The sequence below is a fragment of the Pseudomonas uvaldensis genome (genome assembly GCF_021271205.1).
Classification (GTDB): domain Bacteria; phylum Pseudomonadota; class Gammaproteobacteria; order Pseudomonadales; family Pseudomonadaceae; genus Aquipseudomonas; species Aquipseudomonas uvaldensis.
The window spans coordinates 269,900-292,761 of the sequence record NZ_JAIWKS010000002.1 but is presented as its reverse complement, the minus strand read 5'-3'; the positions used below and the strand labels follow the sequence as shown (position 1 = coordinate 292,761).

The window sequence follows — 22,862 nt, the reverse complement described above, 5'->3', positions numbered from 1 at the left end:
ACCAATGGGTAGCCCGGCCTGAGAGGGTCAGGCCGGGCCGGTACTCACCGGTTGGCGAAGTACATGGTCACTTCGAAGCCGATACGCAGGTCGGTGTAGGCAGGTTTAGTCCACATGGGTCTTTCCTCTTCTTGTGCCGGGCCATTCCGGCAAGGTCATTAATGCATGGGGAGCACCGGGTTCGAATGCTACTTTCGAAGCGGTGGGTGGGGTGCGTTGGTAGTGATTTCAGGTGTTACCCAAACCCTATGTGGGAGCGGGCTTGCTCGCGAAAGCGGTCGGTCAGTCACTGAATGAGTGGATGCACTGCCGCCTTCGCGAGCAAGCCCGCTCCCACAAGAGTCTGGGGTGGCTTCAGTTTAGAAGAACCCCAACGGATTGATGTCGTAGCTCACCAGCAGGTTCTTGGTCTGCTGGTAGTGGTCGAGCATCATTTTGTGGGTTTCGCGGCCGACCCCGGATTTCTTGTAGCCACCGAACGCGGCGTGGGCCGGGTACAGGTGGTAGCAGTTGGTCCACACACGGCCGGCCTTGATCGCCCGGCCCATGCGGTAGGCGCGGTTGATGTCGCGGGTCCAGAGGCCGGCGCCGAGGCCGAACTCGCTGTCGTTGGCAATCGCCAAGGCTTCGGCTTCGTCCTTGAAGGTGGTCACGCCCACTACCGGGCCGAAGATTTCTTCCTGGAACACGCGCATCTTGTTGTGGCCCTTGAGCAGCGTCGGCTGGATGTAATAACCGCTCGACAGGTCACCTTCCAGGCGCTCGGCCGCGCCGCCGGTGAGCAGTTCGGCGCCCTCTTCCCTGGCGATGTCCAGGTACGAAAGGATCTTGTCGTATTGCTGCTCGGACGCTTGGGCGCCGACCATGGTCTCGGTGTCCAGCGGGTTACCGCGTTTGATCTGCTCGATTTTCTTCATCACCACTTGCATGAATTCGTCGTAGATCGACTCCTGCACCAGGGCGCGGGATGGGCAGGTGCAGACTTCGCCCTGATTGAAGAACGCCAGCACCAGGCCCTCGGCTGCCTTCTCGATGAAAGCCGGCTCGGCCTGCATGATGTCTTCGAAGAAGATGTTCGGCGACTTGCCGCCCAGTTCCACAGTGGACGGAATGATGTTCTCGGCCGCGCATTTCATGATGTGCGAGCCCACCGGGGTGGAGCCGGTGAAGGCAATCTTGGCGATGCGCTTGCTGGTGGCGAGGGCTTCGCCTGCTTCGCGACCGAAACCATGGACAATGTTCAACACACCGGCCGGCAGCAGGTCGGCGATCAATTCGACAAAGACCATGATCGACAGCGGCGTCTGCTCCGCCGGCTTGAGCACGATACAATTGCCTGCCGCCAGGGCCGGTGCGAGTTTCCAGGCGGCCATCAACAGCGGGAAGTTCCACGGGATGATCTGCCCGACCACGCCCAGCGGCTCGTGGAAGTGATAAGCCGTGGTCAACTCGTTGATCTCGGCCGCCCCGCCCTCCTGCGCCCGGATGCAACCGGCGAAATAACGGAAGTGATCAGCCGCCAGCGGCACGTCGGCATTGAGGGTTTCCCGTACGGCCTTGCCGTTGTCCCAGGTTTCGCTGACCGCGAGCACTTCCAGGTTCTGCTCGATGCGGTCGGCAATCTTGAGCAGCACCAGGGCACGGTCCTGGACCGAGGTCTTGCCCCACGCATCGGCGGCGGCATGAGCCGCGTCCAGTGCCTTGTCGATGTCGGCGGCGCTGGAGCGCGGGAATTCGGCGATCACTTCGCCGTTGACCGGCGATGTGTTGGTGAAATATTCCCCGTGGACCGGCGCGACGAATTCGCCGCCGATGAAGTTGCCATAGCGCGGCTTGAAGGAAACGACGGCGCCTGGGGTTCCGGGTTGTGCGTAGATCATGATTGGGCCTCTGCCTGGTCGATGCCTGTCACGGGACAGGCGATAGGCCGATGGTAGAGAGCCCCAGGCGGCGGACGAATGCGTCGTTGGCAGTGGGGCTCTCGTTATTTGGTCGTAGGTTTTTGGGTGGGAATGCTGAAAGCTGGTGCTGGTGCTGTTGTTTTGTGGGAGCAAGGCTTGCCGCCTCACCACAGAGACAGCGCCCTGCTCTGCTTCAACTCAGCGCTTGGCGACCAGGTCCTTCGGCAACTTGAACGTCCAGAGCATCCCGCCCTGGTTGAAATCCTTCACACGCTTGGCCACTTCGCCGCCCCACAGCGGCACCGCGCCGCCCCAACCGGACACCACGGAGACATACTGCTCGCCGTCCATTTCCCAGGTGACGGGCGAACCGAGCACGCCGGAGCCGGTCTGGAACTCCCAGACCTTTTCCCCGGTCTTGGCGTTGAAGGCCTGCAGGAAGCCCTCAGGCGTACCGGTGAACACCAGGTTGCCCTTGGTGGTCAGCACCCCACCCCACAGCGGCGCGAAGTTCTTGTGACGCCACACTTCCTTGCCAGTCTTGGGATCGATGGCCCGCAGCACGCCGATGTAATCTTCGTTCAGCGGCTTGATGGTGAACCCGGCACCGAGGAACGCCGCGCCTTTCTTGTAGGCGATGCCCTCGTTCCAGATATCCATGCCCCATTCGTTGGACGGTACGTAGAACAACCCGGTGTCCTGGTTGTAGGCCATGGGCATCCAGTTCTTCGCGCCCAGGAAGGCCGGCGCCACGAACACCGAGCTGCCCTTCGCTTCGCTGCCCGGCGCGCCCGGACGGCTGGCTTCGTTGTAGATCGGCCGCCCGTCCTTGTCCAGGCCGCTGGCCCAGGTGATCTTGTCCACAAACGGGAAGCCACGGATGAACTTGCCGTTGGTGCGATCGAGCACGTAGAAGAAACCGTTGCGGTCAGCGGTTGCCGCGGCCTTGATGTCCTTGCCGCCGTCCTTGTAGTTAAACGAGATCAGCTCGTTGACACCGTCATAGTCCCAGCCGTCGTGAGGCGTGCTCTGGAAGTGCCATTTAATGCTGCCATCGTCCGGGTTCAGGGCCAGGCGCGACGAGGAATAGAGGTTGTCGCCAGGGCGCAGGTGGGAGTTCCACGGAGCCGGGTTGCCGGTGCCGAACAGCAGCAGGTTGGTTTCCGGATCATAGTAGCCGCCCAACCAGGGCGCAGCGCCGCCGGTTTTCCAGAGGTCGCCCGGCCAGGTCTTGCCGGCCTCACCACCGGAGATGCCGTTCTCGACGGCCTTGCCGTTCTTGTAGACGTAGCCCATGTGGCCTTCCACGGTCGGACGGGTCCACAGCAGTTCGCCGTTCTTCGGGTCGAAGGCGCTGATCTGGCCCACCACGCCGAACTCGCCACCGGCCACACCGGTGATCAGTTTGCCGTTAACGACGATGGGGGCGGCACTGATGGAATAGCCTTCCTTGTGGTCGGCCACTTTCTTGCTCCACACCACCTTGCCGGTGTCTTTGTTCAAAGCCACCAGCTTGGCGTCGAGGGTGCCGAAGTACACCAGGTCGCCATACAGTGCCACGCCACGGTTGATCACGTCGCAGCAAGGACGGATGTCATCGGGCAGGCGCGCATCGTACTGCCAGAGTTTCTTGCCGGTGCGCGCATCCACCGCGAACACCCGCGAATAGGACCCGGTCAGGTACATCACCCCGTCCTTGATCATCGGCTGTGCTTGCTGGCCGCGCTGCTTCTCGCCGCCGAAGGAAAACGCCCAGACCGGACGCAGGTCCTTGACGTTATTGACGTTAAGTGTATCGAGCGGGCTGTAGCGCTGCCCCTGGACGCCCAGGCCGTTGGTCACGACCTGCTGCGGGTTCTTCGGGTCCTGGAGAATTTCCTGATCGGTCACGGCGGCAAGCGCCGAACCGGACAGCAGCATGGCACTGAGCAGCAGGCTCACGGCGAAGGGTTGGCGACGTGCGGGATGAGTCATGACGGCTACCTCTGCAATTATTGTTATACCCGGGAAATTTTCCCGGTCTGCCGCAGATTCTTGAACGCAGGGCCGCTACCAACAATTGCCCGCTGTATTGAGTTTTCTAGTTCCTTGGTACAGGTGAGGGTCGCCGCAAGACCTGTGGCTACTGGGCATCCACCCGCTTCATCCCCGCCCGCTCATAGCGCGGATAAAGATGACTGACACTGCGAATCAGCTCATAACGACTCAGGCTGATCCCGGCAAATCGCTCGGGGATGGGGCTGCGAATCATCTCGGCCATGTCGTCGCCACGGGCCGCGCCGTCGCGCATCAGTTGATCGAGCCAGCCCAGATAATCGCGCATTTGCACGAAGGGCGAGGTATCGCTCGCCAACGGGCCATGGCCGGGCACGATGAGTTTCCAGGGCAAGGCTTGCAAGGAGTCCAGATCCCGGAGCCAAACATCGAGTCCCGGACTGTTGGGGGTGGTCAGGGCCCGCTCGTAGAACACCAGGTCGCCAGCGAACAGCACGCCGGTGGTTTCGTCCAGGACCGCCAGGTCGGCGCCGGTGTGCCCGGCCAGTTGCAGCAGGCGCAGCGAATGATTGCCCACCGTCAACGTGCCAGGCTCCACCACCTGGGTGGGCAACACCACCTCGGTACCGCGCATCCAGTCGCCGACCAGTCGGTACATGTTCTCGGCCATGGCCTCGCCTTGCTGTTTCAGCAGGTCCGTGGTGTCCGCCAAGGCACCGATGGGCACATCGTTGAATGCCTGGTTACCCAGGACATGGTCGGGGTGATGATGCGTCAGCAGGACGCGAATCACCGGTTTGTCCGTGGTCGCCGCGATGGCTTGGCGAAAAGCCTCGCCATAGCGTTTCGAGGGTCCGGTATCGATCACCACGACGCCAGCCTCGGTGACGATGAAGCCGGTGTTGACGATATTACCGCCGTTGGCCTTGGCGAAGTTCTCGGTGCTGCCCTCCAGCAGCCAGGTACCCTCGGCGATCTGCCGGGGCTTGAGGGCATAGTCTGTCCCGGCCCAGGCCGCCCCATTCAGGCTAATGAAGATCAGCAGCAACCAGCGCATGGGACGCTCCTTATGGTCAGGGAATGGCCGCCTCGAACGCGTTGCCACTGTTATCGCGCAGCAACAGGCGAGTTTGGCCGGGGCCCTGGATGTCAAAGCCCAGGTTGGGGTTTTCGCTGACCGCCGGAAATAGCTCCAGCCGCGCCAACACCCCGCCGTCGGCGTCCAACAGCCGGGCCTCGTTGAGGAAAAACTCCGGGATGCCGCTCACCAGGCCGTTGTCCATTGGATGGGCTACCTGCAGCCGCAGTCGACTGGTGTCGCCCCGGGGATAGCGCGCACCGAGCACTTCGCCCAGATGCTCCTCCCAGCCCGGCTGGGTGCGCACCACACTGGGCGCGGTACAACCACCTCCGGCCGCGTCGATCACAGTCGAACCGACATGCCAAAGCCCGTCGCGGGTTTGTACGGCGGCACGCAACGGGGTGGCCTGTTCGATGCGGATGCGGATCGACAGCCAGGGCAGTACACGATCCCCCGGTTGAAAATCGACGATTTTCGGCAAGGGGTTCAACTCGGCCCAGGCCAGTACCCGCACCACATCACCGGCGAAGGCACGGGCATCGATTTCCAACGGCACCTGGCGCGCATCTTCGGCGAAGGGCGGCGCCACCACTCGGACCCGGTCATCGAACACGAACGGTGCGTCAGCCAGCAGTTGCTTGTGATAGAACGCCCACATCACCGAAGGCACCGGGTCCGTTCCCGGCTCCACCGCAGCCGTCGCCATCGTCGATAAGCCGCACGCCAGCAGCCAACACGCGAGCCCTTTCATCCCTGCGCTCCTATTGATACATCTCGGGCACTTCGTAGCGCAGGCCGTAATGAGCGTAGAGGTTCTTGACGCTGCCGTCGCGGATCAAGCCTTCCAGCGCCTCCTCCACCGCATAGGCCAGTTGCCGGTTGCTCTCATGCACCGCCATGCCGATTTCCCAGCGTTGCTTGCCCATGTTCGGGTAGGCGTTTTCCGCCAGGGCCAGTTGCGGGTCGCCTGCTTCGTGCACCTGCCAGTCGACCTCCCCGCGCATGGCCATGACCGCGTCGACGTTCCCGGCCTGCATCGCCTTGAACGCCTGGCTGACACTGGGGTAATGGTGAGTCCTGGCGCTGAGCATGCCGTTGAACACCGACGTCAGGTAGAACGACGGCACGCTGTCGACTTCGACGCCGATGGGGTGCTGCTGGAACACTGCGACGCTGCCCACCGAATCCAGCCGCCGACGGTCATACGCCACCTGCCAGCGCTCCTGCTGATAGGGTCCGAACATCACCACCTGGGCATTTTCCAACTCGCCGACATCGTTACGCCTTTGCACGTAATCGTGATCGTAAGGCACGCGCATCATCAAGTCGGCCAATTGTCGGTCGTGCAGCGGGCTGCTGCGCCATATGTAATCGCGCAGGTCGTCATCGAGCTTCTCGCCGGGAGGCGCCCAGATCAGTTTCAGGCGTACGCCCATTGCCTTGGCCAAGGCTTGGGCCAGTTCCACATCGACGCCCCTGGGCTGGCCGTTTTCTTCGAAGCTGTAGGGCGCGAAGTCCTTGTAGACCGCCACTTTCAACTCACCGGCCGCGATCATCTGATCGTAGCTGCGCACCTGCGCCTGCACCGTCTGGCCGCACAGCAGCAGGCTGCAAATCACCCACGCGAACAGGCGCATGGCGATCACTCCTCGACGTGCACGCTGTCGAGATAAGTGCGCACGGCCCACAAGGCTTCCTGGCTCAGGTAATCGGCCATTTTCGGCATGTAGACCCGACCGTCGCGTACGGCGCCGTGACGCACGCGTTCGACGAACCATTCGTCGCCGGCCTCGGCGGCATCGAGCATGCGCAGGTCGGGGGCAATCCCGCCGGATTTGGCTTCCAGGCCATGGCACGCCGCACAGTTCTGGTTATACGCCGAGGCGCCGATCTCCACGGCCCGGTCCCGTTCGGGAGAATTGCGATAGGGGTTCTGGGAAGCCCAACCGTCGGCGTCCAATGGCAGGTTGGTGTCCTTGATGGGGGTCAAGCCCTTGGTTTCCACTGCCTGGGGCACTACGTTGCCATGGGCCCATGCGGAGCCTGCGCCGATCAGCCCCATCAGCAATGCGGTAGCGATGATGGCGTTGCGTTTTGTTGTCATTGTTATGCCCTCTGGATTACACGCAAGACCTCTTCGCAGAGGCCGTGCCGTCATCTTAGGAACCGTGTCGCGCCAGCCGAATGCTGCTTTGGTGCGCGGGTCCTAGTTCCTTGGTAGCAAGCCCTCCGACGCAGGTCGCAAAGACAGGCGGTTCGGGAAGACTTCCCGGCAAGGGCGGGATTTTTTCCGTATCGGCCAGGCCCCGGCGCGACCCAACCTAGTCAGGCCAAAACCTCACTGGGAATGCCCACCATGACAATAAAAAACCCACCCGCCCTCTGCGCCCTGAGCGCCGCCCTGCTGCTGGCCGGCAGCTTGTCGTTCAGCTCCCTGGCCAGCGCTGCCGTCAGCTGGGAAGACATCGCCAACGACCACCTGACCCCTCAGGACGTGCTGCAATACGGCATGGGCACCAACGCCCAACGCTGGAGCCCGCTGGCCCAGGTCAACGACAAGAACGTCTTCAAGCTCACCCCTGCCTGGTCCTATTCGTTCGGCGACGAAAAGCAGCGTGGCCAGGAGTCCCAGGCCATCGTCAGCGATGGCGTGGTGTACGTCACCGGCTCGTATTCCCGGGTGTTCGCCCTCGACGCCAGGACCGGCAAGCGCCTGTGGACTTACAACCACCGGCTGCCCGACAACATTCGCCCGTGCTGTGACGTGGTCAATCGCGGCGCGGCCATCTATGGCGACAAAATCTACTTCGGCACCCTGGACGCGCGGGTGGTTGCCCTGGATAAAAACACCGGCAAAGTGGTATGGAACAAGAAATTCGGTGATCACTCCGCCGGCTACACCATGACCGGCGCCCCGGTGCTGATCAAGGACAAGAGCAGCGGCAAGGTGCTGCTGATCCACGGCAGCTCCGGCGATGAGTTCGGCGTGGTCGGACAGTTGTTCGCCCGCGATCCCGACACGGGTGAAGAGGTCTGGATGCGGCCCTTCGTCGAAGGCCACATGGGCCGCCTGAACGGCAAGGACAGCACCCCGACCGGCGACGTCAAGGCGCCCTCCTGGCCCGACGACAAGACCACCGAAACCGGCAAGGTCGAGGCCTGGAGCCACGGCGGAGGCGCGCCCTGGCAGAGCGCCAGTTTCGACCCCGAGACCAACACCATCATTGTCGGCGCGGGCAACCCCGGCCCATGGAATACCTGGGCCCGCACGGCCAAGGACGGCAATCCCCGCGATTACGACAGCCTTTACACTTCCGGCCAGGTGGGTGTCGATCCCAGCACTGGCGAGGTGAAATGGTTCTACCAGCACACGCCCAACGATGCCTGGGATTTTTCCGGCAACAACGAGCTGGTGCTGTTCGACTACAAGGACAAGGATGGCAGGGTGATCAAGGCCACCGCCCATGCCGACCGCAACGGCTTCTTCTATGTCGTGGACCGCAACAACGGCAAGTTGCAGAACGCCTTTCCTTTCGTCGACAACATCACCTGGGCCAGCCACATCGACCTCAAAACCGGCCGCCCGGTGGAAAATCCCGGCCAGCGCCCGGCCAAACCGTTGCCCGGCGAAACCAAGGGCAAGCCGGTGGAAGTGTCCCCGCCGTTTCTCGGCGGCAAGAACTGGAACCCCATGGCCTACAGCCAGGACACGGGGCTGTTCTACGTCCCCGGTAACCAGTGGAAGGAAGAGTACTGGACCGAGGAAGTGAACTACAAAAAGGGCTCGGCCTACCTGGGCATGGGGTTTCGCATCAAGCGCATGTATGACGATCATGTCGGCAGCCTGCGGGCGATGAATCCCACCACGGGCAAGGTCGTCTGGGAACACAAGGAACCGTTGCCGCTGTGGGCCGGCGTGCTCGCCACCAAGGGCAACCTGGTGTTCACCGGCACCGGCGACGGTTTCTTCAAGGCTTTCGACGCCAAAACCGGCCAGGAGCTGTGGAAATTCCAGACCGGCAGCGGCATCGTCTCCCCGCCCATCACCTGGGAGCAGGACGGCGAACAGTACATCGGCGTCACCGTCGGCTATGGCGGCGCCGTACCGCTGTGGGGCGGCGACATGGCCGAATTGACCAAGCCGGTGGCCCAGGGCGGGTCGTTCTGGGCGTTCAAGATTCCGAGTTGGGATAAGGCGACGGCGCAGAAGTAGCACGCTCTCAGAACCTCAACCCAATTCCCCATTGTGGGAGCGGGCTTGCTCGCTCCCACAGGGTCAACCGAGTTTACTGCCATGAATTACTTACCCCTGGCATTGGTGCTGCTCGCCTCTAGTGCCCATGCCGAAGACTCCGACGCGGCCCTGATCCTCAACGGCTGCGTCATCGCCGAATCCAGCCAATGCCCCGGCGCCAACCTGCGCGGTGCCCGGCTGGCCAACCAGGACCTGCGCAAGATGAACCTCAGCGGTGCCGATCTACGGGATGCCGACCTGCGGCACGCGAGGCTGGACCTGGCGAATCTGGAGCGCGCCCGACTGCAGGGCGCCAACCTGACCCGTGCCAGTCTGCAGCAAAGTAACCTGCGCCTGGCCGACTTCACCGGTGCGACGCTCAAGGCCATCCAGGGCTGGGGGCTGTTTGCTCAAGGTGCACAGCTCCAGCGTGCCGACCTGAGCGCAGCCTATCTTCAGTTCGCTCGCTTATCCGGCGCGCGACTGCACGGAGCCAACTTGCAAGCGGCCGACTTGGAAATGGCTTGGCTGAGCAAAGCCGACCTCAAGGGCGCCGACCTGCGCGACGCCAACCTGCAAGAAGCCAAGTTCGGCGAAAGCAACCTGGAACAGGCCGACCTGAGTGGCTCGCGTCAGCATTACGGGAACTTCCAAGATGCAAACATGCAGGATTGCAAAGGATGTCCGGAATCCTGGGACCGATGAGAGCCTTTCGCCACAGGATGAGTTCTATAGGTTTTTTACCCCGCCACCCGCACCAAGCCCAGGTCGATCCCCAGATGCACCAGCTCGGCATGAGAGCTGACCTGCAACTTGCTCTTGAGCAGTGTCAGATGGTTCGACACGGTTTTAGCGCTGATGCACAACTGCTCGGCGATGGTGCGTGCGGGTGTGCCCTTGGCGAGCATGACGAAAATCTCCAGCTCACGCTGGGTCATGCTTTGCAGGCGCGGGTCGGTGTTTTGCCGGGGGCCGGCGCAAGCCAATTGGGTCGCCAGGGACTGTTCGATATAGGCGTGGCCGGCCGATACCCGGCGCACCGCCTCCACCAGCACCTGGGGCGCCGAGTTCTTGGTCAGATAACCGCAGGCACCGGCGTCCAGTGCCTGACGCACCAGCGGCAATTCATCGTGCATGCTGAAAAACAGGACCCGCAGTTGCGGCAGGCGCTGGCGCAGGCGCCGCGTGGTCTCCAGGCCACTGATACCGGGCAGGCCGAAGTCCATGATCACCAGATGCGGTACCTGTTCCTGCACGTGGCTTAACGCCTCTTCTCCGGTGGCTGCCTCCCGGACATGCAAATCCGGCATCAAGGCCCGCAGGAGACTAGCGTAGCCCTGCCGAACCACCGCGTGGTCGTCCACCAACAAAATGTTCATCGTGCCTCCAGAGGGATATTCAAGGCCAGTGCCCAGCCTGCACCGGGCCGGCAGATGACGCGCAATTCGCCGCCCAGGCTGCGGGCCCGCTCGCACATCGAATGCAGGCCCACGCCCGGTCGATACGGCTGGAGGGCGCCCTGGCCGTTGTCGCGAACCAGCAGGCGCAGACGGCCGGCACGCTGACGCAAACGGATCCGTACATGGGTCGCGTTGGCATGGCGGGCAACGTTGGTCAGTGCTTCCTGCAACAGGCGATACAGGTGGGTCTTGTCCGGTCCCGACAACGGTGGCAAGGCATCCGCGATGCGTAACTCACAGGCGATGCCATGGGTGTCCTGGCATTGCCGCGCCAGCAAGCCAATGGCTTCGCCAAGCGGCAAGTGTTGCAGCACCACCGGGTACAGATCATGGACCAACGCCCGGAATCCCTGTTGCAAGTGCTCGCAGTCGTGCTCCAGCTGACTGACCGTCTGCTCCAGTACCGAAGGCTGACCGGTGACCAGGCGCAGCAGACAGGCCCTGGCGCGGATGCCAGCCACATACTGGCCCAGGTCGTCGTGCAGCGCCTGGGCCAAATGGGTACGCTCACGCTCCTGCACCGCCAGCAGCGCCTGGGTGAGCCGGGTGTTATCGGCCCGAGATTGGGCCAGGGCGGCGGTCATTCGATTGAAATGCCCTGCCAACTGTCGCGCCTCAGGGATGCCTTCGGCGGGCAGGTGCACTCGCAGGTCGCCGCTCGATACCTGGCGCAGCGCCCCCAGCAACTGATCCAGCATGCGCATGACCCGGTCCACCGCCCAGCGAATCACCAGCAGGCTGAGCAGCAGGGCCATGGCACAGACAACCAGCAACTGCACCAGCGAATCGAGGATCTCGTCGATTTCGTCTCGTGGATCGACGGCAATCCAGGCCCGTCGCCCGTCGCGCAACTGCACCACTTGAGCCATAGGACTGTCGTCGAGCAGCCATCGCCCGACCCAGCCCTTGGGCCCCTCTTCGTCCGGTATCGGGAACACCTCTCCAGGCCCCAGCCAACGCACCCGCACATGGCGCAAGCTGCCTGTCAGCCGTGGCTGCAGGCTCGTCGGATCGCGCTCGGCGGTTTCCTTGAGGTAATGCACCACGGATTCGGCTGATTGCAACTCGCGCTTCACGTCGGCCACGGCCTGATGCAACAGCAGCAGCGCACAGGCCAGGGTGACCAGGGCGAAGAATGCCGTGACCCAGAGGTTGATGCGCCACAGAGCAGACATGGTCAGTACCCCATTGCCGGGTTGAACTCACACCCCCAGCGCCAGACACATCCCTCTTGTGGGAGCGGGCTTGCTCGCGAAAACGGTCGATCGGTTTGCATAGAGGTGGACAGTGCCGCCGCCTTCGCGGGCAAGCCCGCTCCCACAGGGGGCCGCGGGTGTTTGCAGGTTTCGTGTTCACCGCACGATCCCTGTTTTCCAGACAACCGATCAACCCCGATCAAACTCAGGACCAGCAACAACGGCAACAGCAGCGCTTTGAAAGTCCGCACAGTCCGTCCGCTCCCTGATGAATGACAATGCCCTGCATCCTAGAACCCCGGGCCCGGCGGCGGGTTACTACCTTGGTACTGCACCGGCGATACTTTCTGCATATTTCCCCATGGGCGCGTGCTTCCTATGCTGGCGCTACCTGTAGTGGAGGTGTTATGCGTCGGCTCGTCAGTCTCACCTTGATTACTCTTCTTGCAGTCGCCGCCCAGGCGGATGAGGCGGCGCCGTTGCAGGTGCGTATCGGCTACCTGGGTTACCGTCCCGATCCGGGCCCGCTGCTCTCAAACGTGATCGCTGAGCCTGCCGACGCCGGACTACGTGGCGCTGAACTGGCGATCATCGACAGCAACAGCACCGGACGTTTCCTCAAGCACGATTACCGCCTGGAAAGCGCCAGCGTCGACAGCCCCGAAGCGCTGCTCCAGGCGGCCCGCGCCCAGCATGACCAGGGGCTGCGGTTGTTCGTGGTGAACGCCCCGGCCGCCAGCCTGCGCCAGCTCAGTGCCGCCATGCCCGACAGTTTGCTGTTCAACGCGGGCAGCCCCGATGACAGTCTGCGCACCACGCAATGCCTGGGGAACGTACTCCACAGCCTGCCCGATCGGGCCATGCTTGCCGATGCTTTGGTGCAATTCAGTGTCGTGCGCAAATGGCAGCGGGCACTGCTGATCGTCGGCCAGACGCCCGACGACCAGGCCTACGCGACCGCCCTGCGGCGGGCCATGAAGCGCTTCGGCATGACGGTGGTCGCCGAAAAAGCCTGGCAGTTCGACAACGACCAGCGCCGCAGCGCCCAGGCCGACATGCCGCTGTTCACCCAGACCGCCGAATACGACGTCGTGCTGGTGGCGGATGAACGCGGCGACTTCGGCGAATACCTGCCCTACCAGACCTGGTACCCGCGTCCGGTGGCCGGCACCCAGGGGCTGGTGCCCACCGGCTGGCACAAAACCGTGGAAACCTACGGCGCGGCCCAACTGCAAAAACGCTTTGAATCCCTGGCCGGTCGCTGGATGAACGACCGCGATTTTGCCGCCTGGATCGCCGTGCGCAGCATCGCCAGCGCCGTCAGCAAACTGCGCCAGAACGATGCTCTCGCGATCCGCCAGTTGGCCCTGAGCGATCAGTTGCCGCTGGACGGATTCAAGGGACGCAAACTCAGCTACCGCCCCTGGAACGGGCAACTGCGCCAGCCGATTCCCCTGGTACAGCCTCGGGCTCTGGTGAGCACCTCGCCCCAGGACGGCTTCCTGCATCCGTCCAACGAAATGGACAGCCTGGGCTACGACCGCCCCGAAGTGAGCTGCCGTTACCCCTGATCCGATAACAACAATAAGGAAACCGCCATGCGTCGCCCATTGCTGCAAGCCTGCCAAGCCCTGTCCCTGGGCATCGCGTTGTTCGCCGCCAGCCCTGCCGGCGCCAGCATCGCCTGGGTCTCCAACGAGAAAGACAACAGCCTGAGCCTGATCGATCTGCAGAGCCTGGAAGTCATCGAGACGCTGCCGGTGGGCCAGCGCCCCCGAGGGCTGTTGCTGTCTCACGACAATCGGCTGTTGTACATCTGCGCCAGCGATTCGGACCGGGTGCAGGTGATGGACGTGGCGACGCGCAAAATCATCAAGGAGCTGCCCTCGGGCAAAGACCCGGAACAGTTCGCTCTGCACCCCAACGACCGCTGGCTGTACGTCTCCAATGAAGACGATGCCCTGGTCACAGTGATCGACACCCAGACCTCCGAAGTGCTGGGCCAGATCGGCGTGGGTGTCGAGCCCGAAGGCATGGCCGTGAGCCCGGACGGCAAGTGGGCAGTCAACACCAGCGAAACCACCAACATGTTGCACTGGATCGACACCAGTACCCAGACGCTGGCCGACAACACCCTGGTGGACCAGCGTCCGCGCTTCGTCGAGTTCAGTCGCGACGGCACCCAGCTCTGGGCGTCGGCGGAGATCGGCGGCACTCTGACGATTCTCGATGTCGCCACGCGCCAGGTGCTCAAGACCCTGACGTTCCAGATCAAGGGCGTGCACCCAGACAAGGTGCAGCCGGTGGGCATCAAGCTCAGCGCCGACGGCAAGCTCGCTTTCGTCGCCCTGGGCCCGGCCAACCATGTGGCGGTTATCGACGCCAAGACCTTTGAAGTGCTGGATTACCTGCTGGTGGGCAGGCGGGTCTGGCAATTGGCGTTCACCCCGGACCAGCGTCAGCTGCTGGCAACCAACGGCGTCAGCGGTGACGTCTCGGTGATCGACGTGCAGAGCCGCAAAGTGCTGAAGTCGGTGAAGGTCGGGCGCTATCCCTGGGGCGTGGTGGTGACACCATGAACGCCTTGCAGGTCAGCGACCTGAGCTTCGCCTACGGTACACGCGACGCTCTCCGGCAGTTGGATTTCAGCCTGCCCGCCGGGCAATTCGCCTCGCTCCTGGGGCCCAATGGAGCGGGTAAGTCGACGTTGATCGCGCTGCTCACGCGCCTTTATGACGTGCAATGCGGCGAGATCCGCGTCGGCGGTCACTCTTTGCAAACCTCGCCCCGCCCGGCCTTGCGCCAGTTGGGCGTGGTGTTCCAGCAAAGCACCCTGGACCTGGATTTGAGCGTGGAGCAGAACCTGCGTTATCACGTCGCGCTGCATGGCCTGTCCCGACGCGAGGGCAGCGTCCGGATCGACACTGAGCTGGCCCGTCAGGAACTGACCGAACGGCGCCACGAACGGGTGCGCAATCTCAACGGTGGACATCGTCGCCGGGTGGAAATCGCCCGGGCGCTGCTCCACGAGCCGCGTCTGTTGCTGCTGGACGAACCCAGCGTCGGCCTTGATCCGGCCAGCCGCCAGGCCCTCGGCCAACACGTTCGCCAACTCTGCCGCGAACAGGGCATCAGCGTGCTCTGGACCACCCACCTGCTGGATGAAGTGCAACCCAGCGATACGTTGTTGATCTTGCATCAGGGCCGCCTCGTCGCCAGCGGTCCCGCCGAGGTCATTAGCCTGGAGTACGGCGGAACCCTGGGCTCAGCCTTCAATCGATTGACCGCTGTGGGAGCCCACCCATGAACGCGTACTGGCAGTGTTTGCGCGGCATCGTGATGCGCGAATGGCTGCGCTTCGTCTTGCAACGCACGCGCCTGCTCAGTGCTCTGGTCCGACCGTTGCTGTGGCTGCTGGTGTTCGCTGCGGGTTTCCGGGCGGCATTGGGCATCGCCATCATCGCGCCCTACGACACCTACATTCCTTACGAGGTATACATCGTGCCGGGGTTGGCCTGCATGATCCTGTTGTTCAATGGCATGCAGGGGTCGTTGTCGATGGTCTATGACCGGGAGATGGGCAGCATGCGCGTCCTGCTGACCAGCCCCCTGCCCCGCGCCTTCCTTCTGGCGAGCAAACTGCTGGCGACTTCGCTGATCTCGCTGTTGCAGGTCTATGCCTTTCTCGCCATTGCCTGGTTGTACGGCGTCCAGCCGCCAGCGATGGGCCTGTTGCTGGCGCTGCCGGCCCTGTTGCTGGTGGCCCTGATGCTCAGCGCCCTGGGGTTGCTACTGTCCAATGCCATACGGCAATTGGAGAACTTTGCCGGGGTCATGAACTTCGTGATCTTCCCGATGTTTTTCCTGTCCTCGGCGCTGTATCCGCTGTGGAAGATGCTTGAGGCCAGCCCCTGGCTGTATTGGCTTTGCGCGGTGAATCCGTTCACCCATGGCGTGGAACTGGTGCGCTTTGCCCTGTATGGGCAATTCAATTTGCTGGCGATGACGGTCTGTGCCGGCTTGACCCTGGTCTTCGCGCTGCTGGCGGTGTGGACGTTCAATCCGCAGCATGCGGCGGTGCGCAAGGCTGGCTGACGGTTTGCCTCTAATTCCGTGTGGGAGCGGGCTTGCTCGCGAAAGCGGTGGATCAGGTGACATCGGTCGTTAGCTGACACACCGCATTCGCGAGCAAGCCCGCTCCCACAAATTCGCGCATGTCGATGGATCCATGATCCTCCACTCATTTTTACGACTTTAGTACTGGTTTTCCTGTCTATGGTCGCATTCACAAGACCGCCACCCTGGCATGTAATGGACGCATAACAATAAGGATCAATCCCTATGTTCCGTTCATTGGCGATCGTCTTGCCCTGCCTGTGGCTGTGTGTCGCGCAAGCCGACACCTCGTTGTTCTCTCCCGAGGGATACCGCATCGACCGGTATCGCAGCCCGACGCCCGCCGTGGCGCAAGGCGCGCAAACCATCGATACCCAGGCGTTGCAGCAACTGCTGGGGCAAACCCCGCCTCCGGTGCTGATCGATGTCTACCGCAGGCCCTGGGTGCAGGGGCAATTCATCGACAATGAGCCCCACGCCAACCTTCCCGGCAGCTTGTGGCTGGCCAATACCGGCGACGGCAATCTGGATCCCGCCTGGCGGGATTACTTCGTCCATTACCTGCGCAAAGCCACCGCTGGGCGCGCGGATCGACCGCTGGTCTTTTACTGCCGCTCCGATTGCTGGTTGAGCTGGAACGCGGTAAAACGCGCCGCGTCCATGGGCTATAAGCATCTGTATTGGTACCGTGATGGCCTCGATGCCTGGGAGGCGGCCAACCTGCCCCTGCAAGCGGCCCGGCCCGAGCCCTTTCCTTGATCCTGAATGTGCGTGCAACCGCTCCAGCCCCAACACAATAACGAGGTGAATGGCCGTGTATAAAATCCTGATAGCCGACGATCACCCACTGTTTCGCGAAGCCATCCACAACGTCATCAGCGACGGTTTTCCCGGCAGCGAGGTGATGGAAACCGCCGATCTGGACAGCGCCCTGGCCCTGACCCACGAGCACGACGACCTGGACCTGATCCTGCTGGACCTGAACATGCCCGGCATGCATGGCCTCAATGGCCTGATCAACCTGCGCAACGAAGCGCCCACCATACCCGTGGTGATCGTCTCCGCCGAACAGGACAAACAGATCGTCCTGCAAGCCATCACCTACGGCGCGGTAGGGTTCATTACCAAATCGTCGCCGCGCTCACAGATGACCGACGCCATCGAGCAGATCCTCAACGGCAACGTGTACCTGCCACCGGACATCATCCGCACCCAGAAGAACCCGGTAGGTCGACGCCTGAGCGAAACCCCGGCCTTCCCGCCCGAACTGCTCCAGGCCTTGACCCGCAAGCAATTGCTGGTGCTCGAGCGCATGACCAAGGGCGAGTCGAACAAACAGATCGCCTACACGCTGGACATTGCCGAAACCACGGTCAAGGCTCACGTCTCGGCCATTTTGCGCAAGCTCAACGTGCACAACCGGGTGCAGGCGATCCTCAGTGCGGGGGACATCGATTTCGGGGCTTATCTGAGGCGCTGAGCCGCAATATCCCTTTGCGCAGTTCCATGTTTCGCAGAGTGTTCAATCCTGTGGGAGCTGAGCTTGCTCCCACAAGAACCTGCGCTATTGAGGCCGGACCAACAGGTGACTCATCGCCGTTTTGAGCTTCATCGGCCGCACCGGTTTGTGCATCAGGGTGTGGCCGCGTTCGCGGATCTGCTGCTTGAGTTCGTTGCTGTAGTTGGCGGTGATCATCATCGCCGGGATCGGCGTGGCCCGCCGGGCATTGATCCGCGCCACGGCGTCCACGCCGTTCTGGTCATGGTCCAGGTGATAGTCGGCGATCAGCAGGTCCACCTCGGCGTGATCGCTGTCCAGCTGACGCGCCAGATCCTCCTCCGACAACGCAGTCACCACCCGGCACCCCCACCCCTCGAGCAACGTGCGCATACCGGCGCAGATCGCCGCGTCGTTGTCCAACACCCAGACTCGCGCGCCACGCAAGCGTTCGAGCATGGGTTCGCTCATGTCCAGGCACGGTTGCGGCTTGGGCGCGGTGGCGCTCAAGGGTACATCGATGGCGAACATCGAACCCTTGCCCGGCCATGAACGCACTTGGATCCGATGCCCGAGAATGCCGGCGATCTTTTCGACGATCGCCAGCCCCAGGCCCAACCCGCGATCCTGGTCCGGGCGCTGCACGTCGCCGCGCTTGAACTCCTGGAAGATTTCCTCCAGGCGCTCCTCGGCGATGCCGATGCCACTGTCCCAGACCTGGATCGAGACGCGCTGGCGGTGCCGCCGGCATCCCAGCACGACTCTGCCGCTGGGGGTGTAGCGAATGGCGTTGCTCAACAGGTTGCGCAAGATCCGTGCGAGCAGTTGCATATCGCTGCGCACCAGCACCGAACACGGCACGAAGCGCAGTTCCAGGCCTTCACTGCTGGCCACCTGCGCATATTCAGCGGCCAGGTTTTCCAGCAATTCGCTGAGGGCGAAGGGTGCGATATCCGCCTTGATCACCCCGGCATCGAGTTTGGAAATGTCCACTAATGTACCGAGCAGATTCTCCACGTCCTGCAAGGAATTGCTCACATTGCGCACCAGTTGAGCATTCGCCACCGGCTCACGGCGTTCGAGCAAGGCGCTGGTGAACAACCGGGCGGCGTTGAGCGGTTGCAGCAGGTCATGGCTGACCGCCGCGAGGAATTTGGTTTTCGACAGGTTGGCCTGCTCGGCCTCTTGCTTGGCTTCGCGCAGGCGCACCTCCACCCGGCTGCGCTCGTCGATTTCACGTCGCAATTGATCATTGAGGGTGGTCAGCTCGGCGGTGCGCTCCTGGACCCGCTGCTCCAGGTTCTGATAAGCCTGATGCAGCGCCTCGGCGGTGCGGCGGCGCTCGGTGATGTCGCGAATCAGCACGAAGATCCCCACCACCTCGCCGTTGGCCAGCCGGTTCGGCACGTAGGAGCGCAGCATGTAGCGTTCCTGGTTGTTGATGTTGGTTTCGGCGAATTCGAACGTCACGCTTTCACCCGCCAATGCCCGGGCCACGTAAGCCTCCAGGCGCTGGTAATGCTGCTCGCTGTGGGCCTCGCGCAGGCTCTGGCCGAGCATTACGCCCCGTGGCCAGCAATACCACTGCTCGTAGACTTTGTTGGTGAACTCATAGACCAGATCGGCGTTGAGGTAGGCAATGAGTGCCGGGACGTGATCGGTGATCAGCCGGATCCAGCGCTCGCTTTCACTCAACGCTTCGGCGTGCTGATAACGCTCGGTGATGTCGGTAAAGGTGTTGACGTAGCCGCCGGTGGGCAGCGGATGGGTACGGATTTCCAGGACCCGGCCGTCGGACAGGCGCTGCTCGCACTCGTGGATCAATCGACCGTTGCTGTCGCGGCTGGCGGGGGTCAGCAGTTGCAGTTCGCTGTCGGCGATCACCTCGTTGAACGGCCGGTGGGCCGCCACTGGTGCCAGGCCGCTGAGCTCCAGGAAGCGACGGTTCCACAATTCAAGCACGCCCTGGGCATTGACCATCGCCACGCCCTGGGAGAGGTTGTCCACCGCGCGCTGCAACAAATGGGATTTCTGCGCGACAGCCTGTTCGCGGCGCACGGTTTCACTGAGCTTGACGTCGGTGATATCGGTGAACAGGATCACCCGTCCGCCTTCCTGGGTCGGCCGTTCGCTGACCTGCAACCAGCGCCCGTTCTGCAAACGGTACAGCACATGCTCATCGCCCGGCCCCCGGGTTTCCTCGCTGAACAAGCCGTTGGCGGTCATCAGGCGCTTGACCTCGCCCAGTCGCATCCCGGCGATGATGCGCACTCGACTGTGGGCCCAGAATGCCTTGAAACGGCTGTTGAACAACACGATGCGCTGTTGTTCATCGAACAGCACGAATGCATCGGAAATGCTCTCGATGGCGTCGATCAGATGTCGGTGGGCCGTTTCCGCCCGCAGCCGCGCCTCGCCCAGCAAGTGATTGCCGGCCTTGAGCTCGGCCATGGCCTGGTTCAGCGCGTCGGTGCGTTCGCGGACCTGTTCGGCCAACACCACCGAATGCTGGAATGCCGCATACGGATCGCTGCCTCGGGTCACGCCGGATTCCACCCGCTCGATCAGTGCCTCGTTGATGCGCCGCAACTTACGGTTTTCGTGCTGCAGGTGAGCGATTTGCGCCTGCAGGTCAGCGGTGGCCGGGGACGCGATGTCGGGCAATGGCAACTCCGGTAAAGGTCTGGTTGATGTGCATGCCATTGAACTGTTCTCCGTAGGTGTTGAAGCCCATCACCCGTTGTTCCCGCAGAAACTGCCCGATTTGCTCCAGGCCGCCACGGTCCTCCAGCTCCAGACGCCTGAGGAAACAATCGCAACCGATGGTCAGCAAGAGATCGCCGAGGCGTGCCTGCAAGCCTTCGAACAGGTCTTGCAGGTTGGTCAGCAAGGGACCGGGAGTCATGGCCGTCAGGACGATGCCGTTCTCCACCGCGCAGTAGAAACTCAGGCTCAGGTCCGGGTGCACCTGCTGGATGGCCCGCACGTAGTATTGATCGTTGATGCGCACCGCCAGCGGATGCGCCGCGAAGACCCGGTAATCGAGGCCGCTGACCGGCACGCCGATATGCCGGGCGTATTCCTCGGCGGCGGGTTCGGCGTTGAGTTCATAGACCCGGCGAGAGGTACTGTCGGCACCGGTCACCACCAGTTTCTCCTGCCGGGGCAGGATGTGATGGGTGGTAAAGACTTCAAAGGCCAGCCAGGTGTTGATCAACACCACGACGGCCGCACCGCTGTGGAACTGGCCTTCGAAGTACACGTGGGTATGGGTCAGGTAATTGTCGTCGCCGGCCGAACCACCGAAATGCGGAATGTCTCCCAGGGCGGCACTCAACGCCGCCAGGACCATTTCTTCACGGCTGGACAGGCCATCCAGCAAGGTCAGCGCAAAGCTATGGCCTTTGATCGGTGCCAGGGCATTGCTGCGACAAGCGCCGGCCAGCCGTTCGACCATCTGCTGGGCGTCGATCAGGCTGAAATGCTCCATCTCACCGATCAATTCGGCGGCAATGGAAAAATGCCGGTGATCGAACCCCACCGCCGTCACACAGTTGCGACCGTACCCCTGTGGGGTGATCTCCCCCGCGCTGGTGCAACCCACCAGGCGAATGCCACCGAAACTTTGCGAGAGCGCCTGGCCCAGGGCGGGCAGATTGTACTCGGCGGAACAGAAAAAAAGCACGAACCCCAGGTAGGGATGCAGCAACTGACGCGCCAGTTCCTGGGCCGCTTGCTGGACATCCGTTGCCTGGGACATCGCGCTGACCACGCCTTCGTTCTGGGCCTGCTGCATGGTTGCCTCCGTGGTGAGAGCCTTGAGTGTACGAAGCCGAGCCGGGGCGACGAATGCTACTTGGGTAGCGGGTGGGCGCTTCCATGGGAGGAGAACAGCGAAGGCCCCGGCCGCGATGCGCACGGCTGGAGCCTTCAAAAACCCGATCCGAATAGCCTTTACAGCCGTTCTATAGGGTTACCAGGTCAACACCGCCCCCACCGCAAAAGTGTCGGTGTCTTCGTTCTGGGCGCTGGTGTCGTGGCCGTTGATTTCGAACTGGTTGTACTCGGCCACGAGCTTGAGGTTGTCGTTGACGTCGTGGAACAAGGCGATGCCGCGGGTTTCGTAATCGGCACCGCTGCCCACCACGCCGTTGCCGTCGTCATCGGTCTTGCCGTAGGACAGGGCCAGCCGGTTTTTACCCAACTTGTACGAGCCCTGGAGCAGGTAACCCTTGCTGTCGACGTTACGCAGCGTGGCTTCGCCGGCGTTGTTGGTGAAGAACGGGTTGATGCCTTTGGCCTGAAACCCGGAGCCTGTGAGCGACAGCCCACCCATCTTGGCCTGGACGCCGTAGCCCAGGCCTTTGGAGGTCACCGATTCGACCGTGGAGTCGGTGTTTTCCGACGTCTGGTAGCTGCCGTTGAGCCAGCTGTATATCTTCGCCCCGCCCAGGTCGAACTGGTAGGTAATCTCGCTCTCGGTGCGTGGGTTTTCCTGGTAGGCCTTGCCGGTGGCGCTGTTGTCGTTGGTGTCCACCGGATCCATGATCCCCACCGCCACTCGCAGCCCATCCATCACAGGAGTCCGGTAGGTGATTTGCGACGTCGGGAACGGATAGGGATAACCGCTGCCGATGTTGCCGAACGACACACCGCCACCGTCCACCAACCCCAGAGTGTCGCTGACCTGGCCGTAACCGGCCAACAGTTCGTCCAGCAGAATATTGGAGCGGGCAAACAGGCCGAAGTCCTTACCAATCAACACCTCGCCCCATTCGGGATTGGCGACGGTACCGTAGAACTGGCGCACATCGATAGCGGTGTCGGTGCCGTTGGTTTCGCTGTCGTTGATGGTCACCCAGAATGACGCACGGGCGCCAAGCTTGAGGTCATCGACCTGCTTGCCCATGTTGAAGCCCAGGTAGTTGGGCAAAAAACCCATCTTGACCCGCGACTGACGACGATCGAACTGCTCACCGGCGCGGTCCACGTCACTGTTGACGTAGAAGGCATTGATGTAGCCGTCAGTGGAAAACGTGGTCTGGTCCTTGTCGTACAGCATGATTTCGGCCTGGGCCCAGGGCGTCAGCCCAAGGGTCGAAAGGCTGGCGATGACCGCAGAAAAAAAATGGTGGCGGGTATTTTTATTGTTGTGCATGGCGCGCTCCGCAACAGGGGACGGGATGTCGGAGGCGATTATCGAAAGGCTGGTGGCGGCGCCATACGCTGCCTTGGAGGTAAATGGCGACTGCTTTGGAAGCGCCGGGCCGGCGCGGTTGTTTGGGCGTAAGACTGCAATGCTCGGAGGCGCAATACTTCAGGCCCAACCCTATCCACCTGTGGGAGCGGGCTTGCTCGCGAAAGCGGTGAATCAGTCACAA

Annotated in this window: 20 protein-coding genes; 8 read left to right on the top strand and 12 right to left on the bottom strand. The window is 62.5% G+C overall.

Features of this window, described 5'->3' with window-relative positions:
* Nucleotides 1–44: 44 nt before the first annotated feature.
* From pqqA to pedF, 7 genes are all read right to left on the bottom strand, one after another.
* Entirely contained in the window at nt 45–116 is a 72-nt protein-coding gene (gene pqqA / locus LCU97_RS04700; RefSeq protein ID WP_003243383.1) for a pyrroloquinoline quinone precursor peptide PqqA, read from the bottom strand.
* A gap of 243 nt (nt 117–359) precedes the next feature.
* Nucleotides 360–1,880 (bottom strand): acetaldehyde dehydrogenase ExaC, encoded by a 1,521-nt coding sequence (gene exaC / locus LCU97_RS04695; protein ID WP_232775698.1) that lies wholly within the window; start codon nt 1,878–1,880, stop codon nt 360–362.
* Between the two features lie 219 nt (nt 1,881–2,099).
* On the bottom strand, nt 2,100–3,875 hold the full coding sequence (locus LCU97_RS04690; protein ID WP_053150764.1) for a PQQ-dependent methanol/ethanol family dehydrogenase: 1,776 nt from the start codon (nt 3,873–3,875) through the stop codon (nt 2,100–2,102).
* A 148-nt stretch (nt 3,876–4,023) separates the two neighbouring features.
* The gene (locus LCU97_RS04685; RefSeq protein WP_232775697.1) at nt 4,024–4,953 is read right to left on the bottom strand and encodes a quinoprotein relay system zinc metallohydrolase 1; all 930 of its coding nucleotides are present in this window, start codon (nt 4,951–4,953) and stop codon (nt 4,024–4,026) included.
* A gap of 16 nt (nt 4,954–4,969) precedes the next feature.
* On the bottom strand, nt 4,970–5,728 hold the full coding sequence (locus LCU97_RS04680) for a quinoprotein dehydrogenase-associated SoxYZ-like carrier (protein WP_053150758.1): 759 nt from the start codon (nt 5,726–5,728) through the stop codon (nt 4,970–4,972).
* Nucleotides 5,729–5,738: 10 nt separating this feature from the next.
* On the bottom strand, nt 5,739–6,614 hold the full coding sequence (locus LCU97_RS04675) for a substrate-binding periplasmic protein (protein WP_232775696.1): 876 nt from the start codon (nt 6,612–6,614) through the stop codon (nt 5,739–5,741).
* 5 nt (nt 6,615–6,619) lie between these two features.
* Nucleotides 6,620–7,081 carry a cytochrome c-550 PedF gene (gene pedF / locus LCU97_RS04670; protein WP_053150752.1) on the bottom strand — a complete coding sequence of 154 codons (462 nt, stop codon included), beginning with the start codon at nt 7,079–7,081 and terminating at the stop codon, nt 6,620–6,622.
* 252 nt (nt 7,082–7,333) lie between these two features.
* On the opposite strand from pedF, the gene exaA reads away from it, so the two are divergent.
* On the top strand, nt 7,334–9,190 hold the full coding sequence (exaA, locus tag LCU97_RS04665; RefSeq protein WP_232775695.1) for a quinoprotein ethanol dehydrogenase: 1,857 nt from the start codon (nt 7,334–7,336) through the stop codon (nt 9,188–9,190).
* 81 nt (nt 9,191–9,271) lie between these two features.
* Nucleotides 9,272–9,916 (top strand): pentapeptide repeat-containing protein, encoded by a 645-nt coding sequence (locus LCU97_RS04660; protein ID WP_232775694.1) that lies wholly within the window; start codon nt 9,272–9,274, stop codon nt 9,914–9,916.
* A 35-nt stretch (nt 9,917–9,951) separates the two neighbouring features.
* Here LCU97_RS04660 and LCU97_RS04655 read toward each other — a convergent pair whose 3' ends face one another.
* A complete protein-coding gene (locus LCU97_RS04655) occupies nt 9,952–10,590 on the bottom strand; it encodes a response regulator (protein WP_232775693.1) in 639 nt (212 codons plus the stop codon).
* A complete protein-coding gene (locus LCU97_RS04650; RefSeq protein ID WP_232775692.1) occupies nt 10,587–11,846 on the bottom strand; it encodes a HAMP domain-containing sensor histidine kinase in 1,260 nt (419 codons plus the stop codon). The genes LCU97_RS04655 and LCU97_RS04650 overlap by 4 nt, the downstream gene beginning before the upstream one ends.
* 428 nt (nt 11,847–12,274) lie before the next feature.
* Here LCU97_RS04650 and LCU97_RS04645 point away from each other — a divergent pair, with 428 nt between their 5' ends.
* The 6 genes from LCU97_RS04645 (at nt 12,275) to LCU97_RS04620 (ending at nt 17,463) form a co-directional block, all read left to right on the top strand.
* On the top strand, nt 12,275–13,438 hold the full coding sequence (locus LCU97_RS04645; protein ID WP_232775691.1) for an ABC transporter substrate-binding protein: 1,164 nt from the start codon (nt 12,275–12,277) through the stop codon (nt 13,436–13,438).
* Nucleotides 13,439–13,465: 27 nt separating this feature from the next.
* Nucleotides 13,466–14,446 carry a YVTN family beta-propeller repeat protein gene (locus tag LCU97_RS04640; RefSeq protein WP_232775690.1) on the top strand — a complete coding sequence of 327 codons (981 nt, stop codon included), beginning with the start codon at nt 13,466–13,468 and terminating at the stop codon, nt 14,444–14,446.
* Nucleotides 14,443–15,174, top strand: a complete 732-nt coding sequence (locus LCU97_RS04635) for an ABC transporter ATP-binding protein (RefSeq protein ID WP_053150730.1) — start codon at nt 14,443–14,445, stop codon at nt 15,172–15,174. Before LCU97_RS04640 ends, LCU97_RS04635 begins: the two co-directional genes overlap by 4 nt.
* Nucleotides 15,171–15,962: an ABC transporter permease gene (locus tag LCU97_RS04630; RefSeq protein ID WP_053150729.1), complete on the top strand. Its 792-nt coding sequence runs from the start codon at nt 15,171–15,173 to the stop codon at nt 15,960–15,962. The genes LCU97_RS04635 and LCU97_RS04630 overlap by 4 nt, the downstream gene beginning before the upstream one ends.
* A gap of 246 nt (nt 15,963–16,208) precedes the next feature.
* Nucleotides 16,209–16,742 carry a PQQ-dependent catabolism-associated CXXCW motif protein gene (locus tag LCU97_RS04625; protein ID WP_053150725.1) on the top strand — a complete coding sequence of 178 codons (534 nt, stop codon included), beginning with the start codon at nt 16,209–16,211 and terminating at the stop codon, nt 16,740–16,742.
* A 55-nt stretch (nt 16,743–16,797) separates the two neighbouring features.
* Complete coding sequence (locus LCU97_RS04620; protein WP_053151254.1) at nt 16,798–17,463, top strand: response regulator transcription factor; 666 nt, start codon at nt 16,798–16,800, stop codon at nt 17,461–17,463.
* Between the two features lie 84 nt (nt 17,464–17,547).
* Here LCU97_RS04620 and nahK read toward each other — a convergent pair whose 3' ends face one another.
* The 3 genes from nahK to LCU97_RS04605 form a co-directional block, all read right to left on the bottom strand.
* Entirely contained in the window at nt 17,548–20,184 is a 2,637-nt protein-coding gene (gene nahK / locus LCU97_RS04615; RefSeq protein ID WP_408636346.1) for a hybrid sensor histidine kinase/response regulator NahK/ErcS', read from the bottom strand.
* Nucleotides 20,114–21,277 (bottom strand): nitric oxide-sensing protein NosP, encoded by a 1,164-nt coding sequence (nosP, locus tag LCU97_RS04610; protein ID WP_053150719.1) that lies wholly within the window; start codon nt 21,275–21,277, stop codon nt 20,114–20,116. The genes nahK and nosP overlap by 71 nt, the downstream gene beginning before the upstream one ends.
* Nucleotides 21,278–21,454: 177 nt before the next feature.
* Nucleotides 21,455–22,639, bottom strand: coding sequence for a porin (locus LCU97_RS04605; protein ID WP_232775688.1), 1,185 nt, complete (start codon nt 22,637–22,639; stop codon nt 21,455–21,457).
* Nucleotides 22,640–22,862: the final 223 nt, after the last annotated feature.